The sequence below is a fragment of the Chryseobacterium sp. genome (assembly GCF_019236175.1).
In the GTDB taxonomy this organism is placed as follows: domain Bacteria; phylum Bacteroidota; class Bacteroidia; order Flavobacteriales; family Weeksellaceae; genus Chryseobacterium.
In genome coordinates this window covers 412,475-423,846 of the sequence record NZ_JAFAJM010000014.1, presented here as the reverse complement: position 1 = coordinate 423,846, position 11,372 = coordinate 412,475, and the positions used below count along the sequence as shown (strand labels likewise).

Here is an 11,372-nt window from a genome sequence, read left to right as displayed (position 1 = left end):
ACACGTGTTCCGCACCCGTACGCCGCTCTCTCTGTTCCGAAGAACAAATACCGCTCGGCTTGCATGTGTTAGGCCTCCCGCTAGCGTTCATCCTGAGCCAGGATCAAACTCTCCATTGTATGTTTGTCTGACTCACTCAAAGTTTTTAACGCTTTAGTTTTTCCTTACTTGGTTGTTATATTGTATGTCAATGATCTTTATATCTTCCGCTTTATAACGAAACAATCTTCTGTCTCTGTTGCTCCGTATTTGCGAGTGCAAAAGTAAAACTTTATTTTGAATTGACCAAATGTTTTGAAAGAAAATTTTAAAGTTTTTTAAGTAACCTTAACTCCTTCCCAAACCCTTAATCTTATACTCCTGCGCTCCCTCTAATTGGGACTGCAAAGATAGCAACTTTTTATTAACCCGCAACTCTTTTCTCAAAAAATTTTGAAGTTTTTTCTTAAGTCATTCTCTTTTTAAAGTATATTATTCTGCTTATCTAAAAGCTCTTCTGCGCTTACCGAATCTCTTTCGTTTTTCAGTGGGGCAAAGATAGAAACTTCCTGCATTCCACGCAAGTTTATTTAACTTAAAATTCATATAATCGTAATATTTAAGGCTAATATACTGATCAGCAAGTGGAAAAATTTTAAACAAATGTTTGGGCGGGCTATCCGATACACGGAGCGGAACAGATATTAGCCTATATATAGAATAACGGATGTATGAAGGTGTTTTCGAAAATGGGATATGACCCGGACGGAGATTATATATAATAAAGGAATAAAGCCTGTCCCCTATACATATGGATTAATGTTTGGGGAGCAAAAACAGCGCTATGGAATATTGTAACGAACGGAAACGGCTGAAGCCGGTTCCTATGGATGGGTGTTATCGTTATTTATCTTTATTCTTGGCTCGCTTCCCATATCTAGCCCCGATAGAAGCGGGTACCCCGCAGTAAGGAATGGAAAGATGAAAGGCATGGCGAGGGAAACGCGGCACGAGGAGTATGAGCGGATAGCGGGTATAAGCTCCTGAATATACGGGAAAGGATGGGCAATCGGGTGATAAAAGCTTTATTTCTTATCTGTATCTATTATATTTATATATAGTCCCAAAGCTCCATGTATATATATAATATGTGATCAGTCAAATAATTTTAGCTGCTGATCTCTTGTTCCGGTAAAACCGGCTGTGGATAGCTTGGGAAATTCTCTGCCATCAAAAAACTTTTTACGTCCGATTTTAAAAGTAGTGTGAATCATCTCTGCGATATTACCCTCTCCTTTTTGCCTTTCAAAATACCTTTTATCTCCGAGTTTTCCTCCGCGCATGGAACGGATCAGGTTGAGAACTTTTTGTGCTCTGTCCGGAAAATGTGTTTCAATCCAATTAACAAAAACCGGCTCTACGGTGTCGTTTAATCTTACCAGCGTATATCCGAAACCCAAAGCTCCTGCTCCGGAGATTTCTTTTAAAATATTTAGTGGTTCATCACTATTAAGTCCCGGAATAATGGGTGCAACCATTACATGGACAGGAATTTTATTCTCAGAGAGGATTTCTACAGCCTTCAGTTTATTTTTGGCAGAACTTGTTCTTGGTTCCATTTTTCGTCTGAGCTCTTCATTGATTGTGGGAATGCTGAGTGAAACGGAGACCAGATTTTGTTCTGCCATAGGCTTTAAAATGTCAAGATCTCTTAATACCAGAGCATTTTTTGTCAGAATATTGACAGGGTGCCTGTAGTCGAGACAGATTTGCAGGAGTTTTCTGGTAATTTCAAACTGTCGTTCAGCGGGCTGATAGCAGTCGGTATTCCCTGACAATAAAATCGGGGCTGCTTTATAGCCTTTTTTCTGAAAAAATTTCTCCAATAGTTCGGGGGCATTTTTTTTCACCATGATTTTTCTTTCAAAATCAATTCCGGCGCTATATCCCCAGTATTCATGGGTGGGTCTTGCAAAACAATAGGAACAACCATGTTCACAGCCCTGGTAAGGGTTCATGGAATATTCCATCGGAAGGTCTTCACTTTTAACCTGATTGACAATTGTTTTTGGAAAAACTTCTGTAAAAGTAGTTTTTAGGGTTTCGAAGTCTTCATCTTCAGGCTCATAAGTATACCGGTCGAAACGGTTGACCACGTTTCGCTGAGCTCCTTGTCCTTTTATGAAATTTTCGTTTTGCATTGATGATGTAAAATTAGAATGGATTTTTTATAAAATAATGAGTTTTAACATTAAAGTTTTCAACAAAAAAATCCAGCACTTTCAAAAGTGCTGGATTTAAACATAATTAAAATATATTTTTTTACTACTTCACTGCATAAAGTTCCACGCCATGATTTTCATCATCGTGGTATTTTTCATCAAAGTGTCTGTGATAGTCTGAGTATGTATCACTGTATTTTTTATCTTTTTTAGTCAATATTTTTTTGATGCTTATTAAACTTAATACTGCCAAAAGACCAACTCCCCCTGCCAGTAAAACTCCAACTTCTTTTTTCATATTTTCTCTGATTTATTACTGGTAGCATTGCAAAAAGTATACCTATTTGTTTTTTTTAAATTATAAATTTTGTTAACATTAAACTTTATTTTTAAGGAAACTATAATTCTTTATTTTTCTTAGATTTAGAAAATCTAATATGGTTTAATTATTGTATTTAACAAGAAAAATAGTATTATGGAAAATCCGGACAACATGGACAATATGACTACCTTAAGCCAAGTTATGAAAAAGCTTGCTGAAAGAGGAATACACAGAGAATTCAGAATGGATGCTCATGGTGAGATGAAGTTTGAAAATTCTGATAGGATTTATCAGCCTGCCGAACTCATTATTTTAAAAACATACCGTTTTGAAGGTGACAGCAATCCAGACGACAATGCGGTATTATATGTTATTAAAGACAGTGTAGGAAATCAGGGGATGATCATTGATTCTTATGGTGCAGACAGCAATTATTCGGGTGAAAAGTTTGATGAGTTTCTAAGAAACATTCCTATTCTTGAAAGCGACGAATTTAGTTTTTAACCTTATAGAAATAAATATTGATTTTTAAACCATTAGGACTGTTTTAACTAAATATAAAAAATTTTGTTTCACGCCAACAGAAAGACCAACATTTATTATCTCATTCTTAATGGTTTAAGGGTCATTCTTTTTCGGAAGCCTCTTTTTTCTTAAAAATATTATTCAGAAAGCCTTTCTTTTCTTTCTGCCCTTCTTCCGGTTGGGATGAAGATTTTTTTTCTTTAGTATTTTTTATTTCTTTTTTAATTTCTTTTACGGATTTTTTCATATCCTTTACTGAAGAAACTGCTTTTTTTACTTTTTTCTCTGTTTTTTCTACATTCTTTCCTATTAAGGTTTTTTTCAAACCCTGCTCAATTCCTCTCCAGAAAAGGTTAAAGAATGATTTGGTGGGATCGCGTTCTACATTTTCTACGGTTACCGATTCAGGGAAATTTCCAGAATCTGATTTCAGAAAAACATTGGCAACAGCTGTCAGAAAGCCTTTTTTTTCGTGATTATGTTTATTTAAAACAGCAATTTTAAGGTCTTTATGTTTTAAATTAAATGTTCCGTGTAATCCTTTCGGATTTCCTTTGAAGTTAAAATACATTTCCTGAATAGTACCTGCAGTTGCCGTTACGTGAAGATAGGGCCTTATAAAAGGATTGATCCCGCTTGCCGGAAGATTGGCTGTTTTTCCGGAAATACCGAAAGCGTCGCTTTGATCCGCTACATCAAAATTCCAGTGTACAGATAGCGGTGCAAGGTTCATAAATGAGCAATTGATTTTAATATCCACTTTGGTTGGCTTTCCTTTTTCTTTGGCAGAATTCAGGTTTTTGACATGCATATCAAAGTTGCTGAATGTTAATTTTCCGGGGCCCATACTTTCCGGAGTATCTTCTTCATACACCAGAACGGAATTTTTCAAATCCAAATCGGCAATTGTCATCGGAATTTTAATTGAACGAAGCATCTTTGAGTACAATGCTTTGATCTTAGGATCATCTTTAGGAATTTTACTTCTGAAAATATTGGCATTTGCGGACTGGATCATCACATGGGAAGCGTTTACAAATTTATTCTGAGAAAACAGGTCCCAATTTCCTTCTGCAGTAAGCTGTCCGGCTTTCAAATCATAAAGATCCCTCTCAACAGGTATCATTTTGATAAACTGTGATCTCGAAACGATAGGTTTCATCGTAAAATTATTGATCTGAATTTTATTTTTATTCAATTTCAGAAGGCCCAGGCTCATGTGATAGAACGGTGTTGTATACGCAAAGTTTCTGGTGGTCAGGAAGTAATCTTTTACATGTAAAGAAAGTCTTTGACTATTTGCTTCGGGAGCAATTTCAATATGATTTACCGTTGCATTTAAATCATGAAAAACTAAGGGTTCTTTTCCCTTATCATAGGTAATATTCGAATTCTTCAGAGACATTTTCCTTACCAGAACGGAATGAATAATGCCCGGTTCAGGATTTTTATTTTGTCTATTGCCCCCTGCATAGATTGTTCCGTTTACATTTTCAAAAAGAACATCTTTAATATCCAATACCAGTTTTTTATCAATAAAATCCAGTCTGTTAATATTGAATGCTATCTGGCTGGACTTAATATCCAGGGTCGTTTTTCCGTCTGCGGCAGAACCAGGCTTCAGTATAATATCTCTGATTTCCCCGCTTGTGGGTTTTAGCGCAATACTTCCGACATTTACATTCTGATGATCGGCATACACAATATTCTTTCCTGAAAAAGTAAAATCTTTATAGGCGACAGGAATAACCTTTCCGGATGTTTCCTGGTCAAATACAAGTTTCCTGACATTTAAATTAAGATTTTCTGCAGAAAGGAGATTATTTCCGTCAGGTTTATTAATCTTAACGACGGCATTGTTGCATTTTATATTTTCTAAATTAACTTCAAAATTGGATTTTTTTGCTTCTTTTTTAGTTTTTACTCCTGTATTATATACTGTAAAAATTGGGTTTTGAAAATCAGCATTGGTAAGCGCTATTTTATTTTTACTCAAAACCACATCTTTAAACTCTGTTTTAGGAATGGTCAACTCAAACAATTGCGGTTTCTTAGGATAGAATTTTTTAAACTGATCAAAAGACAAAAGCGGAATCAGGCGGAAATTATCAACAGACATCTGCCCGTTTTCAGTATTAATAGCAGCCATTGTTACAGCGTACACTTCATCGGGGCGGAAAAAAAAGTTTTTCCCTTGTATACTATAACTGTCAAACACTACAGGCAACCGATCTTCTACAGATTCTTCCGTCATCTGCAGGTTTTCCACAAACAGGTCTAACTGCTGTACTGATAGAAATTTTTGTTTGGTGTGCCTGAAAATAGCAATCGTTCCTTGATTGATTCTAATATTCTCAAATAGAAAAGGGCTTCTTTTTTTCCCTGTACGACGATCGACAGGTTTGGCCAAAACCACATTCAGATTAGGTTTAGCCAAGAGGAGGTCAGAAGAACTGATTCTTTTGTTAAAAATCGCATCATAAATTCCGAATCTGCTGATCTTTAATGTATCAATTGTTCCCTGTAGGCCTATTACATTGATATTTTGAGGGTTTTTATTATTAACCGAGATTCCTGTAGCTAAAACATTTCCGGTACCAAGGTCAACAGCTAAGCTTGTATAGGAAACTTTATAGTCTGTATTCCTTTTAATATAGTCAGGAAGCTGGGTTTTAAGCCAAAAATTCAGTCCGAAATTGGCAGCAAGAAGAATCCCTGCCACAATTCCGAAACTTATTAATAGTCTTTTTACCCATTTTTTCATATTGGTGATTTGGTTTTGTATTTTTTAAGCAGATCAGTTCCTGATCTCCAGTTCTATGACATAGCCTTCGTGTCCTCTTACATTGATAAAATTTCCGCCTTCAAACCCCAGGTACTGTCCTTTAATACCTTTCAACCTTCCTGTAAATTCAGGTTTTTTATCTAAAGTAAATGAAGAAACTTTTTCCGGTTTTTCAAAAGGGTAATCAAATCTCCATAACTCCTCTCCTTCACTATAGAATTTCTGGAAGTCTTCAGGAAAATATTCTTTGATCTTTTGTCTGAAATCCGCAAGATCAATTTCTCCTTCGAAGTCATCCTGAAGCATTTTTCTCCAATTGGTTTTATCAGGTAAATGATCTTTTAAGGCCACCTCTATCATTCCTGCCTCATATCTGTTTTCGGTTCTGGCAATCGGTAAAGCAAAAGTAGCCCCCTGATCAATCCATCTGGTAGGAATCTGGGTATTTCTGGTTACTCCCACTTTGACATCTCCGGTATATGCTAAATAAACGGTGTGTGGCTGAAGCTGGATTTCTTTTTCGATTTCCAAATCTCTTTCCGCCACTCCTAAATGAGCAGTAGAAAGTTCCGGACGGATAATGGTATCACTGGCATAAGGACTTTCAAAGAAACAATTTTTGCAGAACCCCATTCTGTAAATCGGTTTATCTTCTCCACAGTTCACACATTGAAATCCGATATGTTTAATGCTTATTTCCTTTCCAAATAACTCATTCATATGGATCAGATCCCCTGAAAGATTAAGGTAGTATTGGATAGGTTGTGCATCATAGCTTGTCATTTTTAAAATTTGCCCTTGAAACTGCATATTATATTTATATTACTTTTTTAAGTAAATTTAATGATTATATTTTTCAAAAAGTAAAATTTATATTTTTGTATTCATAAAAAATCACAGATGATTTATCTTATAACTGGAGGTAGTGGCTTCATTGGTTCCCATTTAATTGAACGATTATTAAGAAATGGACATTCTGTCATAAACATTGACAATTTTGATGATTTCTATAGCTATCGGACTAAAATCAAAAATACTTTAGAGTCTATTGGTATAAATTCGGATTTTGAGTTCTCTGACAAAGAGGCTGATATACAGCACCTGATATCCTGCTCTGATTCTGCTCAATATTCCCTTTACTATCAGGATATCAGAGACAAAAAAGGTCTTGAAATGATTTTTCAAAACCACCATATTGACATGGTCATTCATCTGGCTGCCCTCGCCGGTGTTCGTCCTTCTATTGAACGGCCATTGGAATATGAGGAAGTAAATGTAAGGGGAAGTATGAATCTTTGGGAATTATGTAAAGATTTCAATATCAATAAATTCATTTGCGCCTCTTCTTCAAGCGTTTACGGAAATAATGAAAAAATCCCTTTTTCAGAAACAGATAATGTAGATAATCCGATTTCGCCTTATGCCGCCACCAAAAAATGCGGAGAAATTCTGGGGCATGTATACCACGATCTTTATCATATTGATATGATCCAGCTGAGATTCTTTACGGTATATGGACCGAGACAAAGACCTGACCTTGCAATACACAAGTTTACAAAGCTCATTTCCCAGGGTCATGAAATTCCTTTCTATGGTGATGGAAATACAGCAAGAGACTACACGTATATTGATGATATTATCGATGGAATTATCAAATCTGTTCTTTATCTGGAGAGCCATTCCGGGGTTTATGAAATTCTGAATTTAGGCGAAAATCAGGTGATCAGTTTATCTGAAATGGTAAACACGATAGAAGAAGCTTTGGGAAAGACTGCCATCAGAAAAAATCTGCCAATGCAGCCGGGAGATGTCCGAAAAACGAATGCAGATATTGCCAAATCGAAGACATTAATAGGGTATGAACCTCAGATAGACTTCCAAAATGGCATAAAAAAATTTATGGAATGGTTTTTGAGAAAACGACATTAAGTAAATTTCTGACACCCCTGACACTCAGTAGTGACAGACATTTATAAGAAAAAATTATAAAAAGAATTGAAAATCAAGTATAAAAAAGCTTATTATATAACCTATTTTTATACTTTTGCAAAAAATTAGAAAATTATGTACTGGACATTAGAATTAGCTTCATATCTAAGTGACGCACCTTGGCCAATGACAAAAGCAGAGCTTATTGACTACGCAATCAGAACTGGTGCACCTATGGAAGTAGTAGAAAACCTTCAGGCTATTGAAGACGAAGGAGAAATTTATGAATCTATCGAAGAGGTATGGAGTGACTATCCTACTGACGAAGATTTCCTTTGGAACGAGGACGAATATTAATAAAGCGATAAGCTTTAGGCTGCATGCTTAGAGCTTTTTTGCCCTTTTTATATATTAATTTACACGATAAGCGTGTCATTTAAAACGCTTAAAGCATCTTGCATTAAGCATAAAGCAAAAAATTTATGAGTTTTTTAAACAAAGTTCTTAAAGGGTTTTTGGGAGACAAAAAAGCGCAGGACCTAAAAGAAGTAAAAAAAGTTGTAACAAAAATCAAAGCTGTAGAACCTAACATTCAACAATTGTCGGATGATGGTTTGAGACAAAAAACGGCTGAGTTTAAAGAGAATATAAAATCTGCAACCAGCAAGATCACAGCTCAAATAGAACAGGTAAAAGAGCAGATAAAGAATTCAACAAACGTTGATGAGAAAGAAGCTCTTTTCTCAAAAATTGAGTCTTTAAAGAAAGAATCATACGAAATTGAAGAAAAAGTTCTGATACAAGTTCTTCCGGAAGCCTTTGCACTGATCAAAGAAACGGCAAGAAGATGGGCTCAGAACGGAGAAATCCGTGTAACAGCAAGTGACTGGGATAGAGAGCTGGCTGCTGCAGGAAAAGATTTTGTTGAAATTCAGGGAGACCAAGCTGTTTGGAAAAACTCATGGGATGCAGCCGGAACTCCTGTAGTTTGGGATATGGTCCACTATGATGTTCAGTTTATCGGAGGAATTATTCTTCACAGTGGTAAAATTGCCGAAATGGCAACCGGTGAGGGTAAGACTTTGGTAGGAACATTGCCTATTTATTTAAATTCACTTCCGGAGAGAGGTGTTCACGTGGTTACCGTGAATGACTATCTTGCAAAAAGAGACTCGGCATGGATGGGACCTCTTTATCAGTTCCACGGAATGTCTATCGATTGTATCGATAATCATCAGCCGAACTCCGACGGAAGAAGAAAAGCATATAACTCAGATATTACTTACGGAACGAACAACGAATTCGGTTTCGATTACCTGAGAGATAATATGGTGACTTCACCTTCAGAATTGGTACAAAGAGAATTGAACTTTGCGATCGTAGATGAGGTAGATTCCGTATTGGTAGATGATGCAAGAACACCATTGATTATTTCAGGTCCGGTTCCTCAGGGAGACAGACAGGAGTTTGATGTTCTCAAACCTTCTATCGACAGAATCGTTGAAGTTCAGAAAAAAACGGTTTCTGCCATTTTCAATGAAGCGAAAAAACTAATCGCAGCAGGAAACACAAAAGAAGGAGGATTCAAATTGCTTCAGGCATACAGAGGTCTTCCTAAAAACAGACAACTCATCAAATTCTTATCGGAAAGCGGAAACAGGGCATTGCTTCAGAAAGTTGAGGCTCAGTACATGCAGGATAATAACCGCGACATGCCGATTGTAGATAAAGATCTTTATTTCGTAATTGAAGAAAAGAACAATCAAGTAGACCTTACAGATAAAGGTGTTGAATACATGTCTCAGGGGAACTCCGATCCAAACTTCTTCGTACTTCCGGATATCGGAACTGAAATTGCTGAAGTAGAAGCTAAAAACTTATCTAAAGAAGAAGAATTCGAAGCTAAAGAAAGACTTTTCGGTGATTTTGCTGAAAAATCTGAAAGAGTTCACACGATGAGCCAGCTATTGAAAGCCTATACATTATTTGAAAAAGATGATGAGTATGTAGTAATTGATGGTGAAGTAAAAATCGTTGATGAGCAGACGGGGCGTATCATGGAAGGACGTCGTTATTCAGATGGTCTTCACCAGGCTATTGAAGCTAAAGAAAATGTAAAAATTGAGGCTGCTACTCAAACTTTTGCAACCATTACGCTTCAGAACTATTTCCGTATGTACAACAAACTTGCGGGGATGACCGGTACTGCAGAGACAGAAGCAGGTGAGCTTTGGGAAATCTACAAACTGGATGTAGTAGTAATTCCTACCAACCGTGCTATTTTAAGACATGACAGACAAGACTTAGTTTATAAGACTAACAGAGAAAAATATAATGCCGTTATTGAAGAAGTTGAAAAGCTAACAGCAGCGGGAAGACCGGTACTTGTAGGAACAACTTCCGTTGAAATTTCTCAGTTGCTTTCCAAAGCCCTTCAGTTAAGAAAAATTCCGCATCAGGTATTGAATGCGAAGCTTCACAAAAAAGAAGCCGAGATTGTTGCCGGAGCGGGACAACCGGGAGTGGTAACCATTGCCACCAACATGGCAGGTCGTGGTACCGACATCAAACTTTCCAAAGCGGTAAAAGAAGCAGGAGGTTTAGCTATCATCGGAACGGAAAGACACGATTCTAGACGTGTTGACAGACAGCTGAGAGGTAGAGCAGGACGTCAGGGAGATCCCGGAAGCTCACAGTTCTATGTTTCTCTTGAAGACAACTTAATGCGTTTATTCGGTTCTGAAAGAATTGCTAAGATGATGGACAGAATGGGTCATAAAGAAGGTGAAGTGATTCAGCACTCTATGATCAGTAAATCTATTGAAAGAGCACAGAAAAAAGTAGAAGAAAACAACTTCGGAACAAGAAAGAGACTTCTTGAGTATGATGACGTAATGAACAAGCAACGTGATGTTATCTACAAAAGAAGAAAGAATGCTCTATTCGGAGATCACCTGAAATATGATATCACGAATATGATTTTCGATGTTGCCAATTCTATTGTTGCGAAAGGAAAATCTACAGGAAATTACAAAGATTTCGAATACGAGATTATTAAAACATTTACGATGGAATCTCCGATTTCTCAAAATGATTTCAATAATAAAAACGTTCAGGATCTTACCCATATTTTATTCAAAGCAGCTCAGGAAGATTATCAGATGAAGCTGAATCTGTTGAAAGAAAAATCATTCCCTATCATTGAGAATGTATACCAAAATCAGGGTTCGATGTTCAAAATGATTCAGGTTCCTTTCACCGACGGCCATAAAACAATGACCATTGTTGCAGACTTAAAAGAAGCCTATGAAACACAGTGTGAAAGTTTAGTGAATGATTTTGAAAAGAACATCACGTTATCAATCATAGATGAAAACTGGAAACTTCACTTACGTGAGATGGATGACCTTAGAAGATCTTCGCAAGGTGCCGTTTACGAACAGAAAGATCCATTGGTAATTTATAAGCAGGAATCTTTCCACTTATTTAGTGAAATGATCGATAAATTAAACAAAGAAATTATTTCTTTCTTATATAAAGGAGAAATTCCTGCCTAAGAAATAATTAATAATATTTTAAAAAACCGCTTCAGTATTGACTGGAGCGGTTT

General features: G+C 36.4%; 8 protein-coding genes and 1 rRNA gene. 4 read left to right on the top strand and 5 right to left on the bottom strand.

Annotated elements, in window-relative coordinates; genetic code table 11:
- The 3 genes from JO178_RS13055 to JO178_RS13045 all read right to left on the bottom strand — a co-directional run.
- Positions 1 to 119: ribosomal RNA gene (locus JO178_RS13055) — 16S ribosomal RNA — on the bottom strand; the annotation flags it as partial.
- Between the two features lie 1,014 nt (positions 120 to 1,133).
- Positions 1,134 to 2,180, bottom strand: a complete 1,047-nt coding sequence (locus JO178_RS13050) for a PA0069 family radical SAM protein (RefSeq protein ID WP_291936423.1) — start codon at positions 2,178 to 2,180, stop codon at positions 1,134 to 1,136.
- 124 nt (positions 2,181 to 2,304) lie between these two features.
- The gene (locus JO178_RS13045; RefSeq protein WP_291936421.1) at positions 2,305 to 2,499 is read right to left on the bottom strand and encodes a hypothetical protein; all 195 of its coding nucleotides are present in this window, start codon (positions 2,497 to 2,499) and stop codon (positions 2,305 to 2,307) included.
- A 177-nt stretch (positions 2,500 to 2,676) separates the two neighbouring features.
- Between JO178_RS13045 and JO178_RS13040 the strand changes: the two genes are divergently transcribed.
- A complete protein-coding gene (locus JO178_RS13040; RefSeq protein ID WP_291936419.1) occupies positions 2,677 to 3,027 on the top strand; it encodes a hypothetical protein in 351 nt (116 codons plus the stop codon).
- Positions 3,028 to 3,148: 121 nt separating this feature from the next.
- On the opposite strand, the gene JO178_RS13035 is transcribed toward JO178_RS13040, so the two are convergent.
- Both JO178_RS13035 and JO178_RS13030 read right to left on the bottom strand, forming a co-directional pair.
- Positions 3,149 to 5,812, bottom strand: a complete 2,664-nt coding sequence (locus JO178_RS13035; protein WP_291936416.1) for a hypothetical protein — start codon at positions 5,810 to 5,812, stop codon at positions 3,149 to 3,151.
- Positions 5,813 to 5,845: 33 nt separating this feature from the next.
- Positions 5,846 to 6,643, bottom strand: a complete 798-nt coding sequence (locus JO178_RS13030) for a DUF2797 domain-containing protein (protein WP_291936413.1) — start codon at positions 6,641 to 6,643, stop codon at positions 5,846 to 5,848.
- Between the two features lie 90 nt (positions 6,644 to 6,733).
- Between JO178_RS13030 and JO178_RS13025 the strand changes: the two genes are divergently transcribed.
- From JO178_RS13025 to secA, 3 genes are all read left to right on the top strand, one after another.
- Entirely contained in the window at positions 6,734 to 7,762 is a 1,029-nt protein-coding gene (locus JO178_RS13025) for a GDP-mannose 4,6-dehydratase (RefSeq protein ID WP_291936409.1), read from the top strand.
- A gap of 135 nt (positions 7,763 to 7,897) precedes the next feature.
- On the top strand, positions 7,898 to 8,119 hold the full coding sequence (locus tag JO178_RS13020) for a DUF2795 domain-containing protein (RefSeq protein WP_002662059.1): 222 nt from the start codon (positions 7,898 to 7,900) through the stop codon (positions 8,117 to 8,119).
- A gap of 125 nt (positions 8,120 to 8,244) precedes the next feature.
- Positions 8,245 to 11,319: a preprotein translocase subunit SecA gene (gene secA, locus JO178_RS13015; protein ID WP_291936406.1), complete on the top strand. Its 3,075-nt coding sequence runs from the start codon at positions 8,245 to 8,247 to the stop codon at positions 11,317 to 11,319.
- The last annotated feature ends 53 nt before the right edge of the window (positions 11,320 to 11,372 follow it).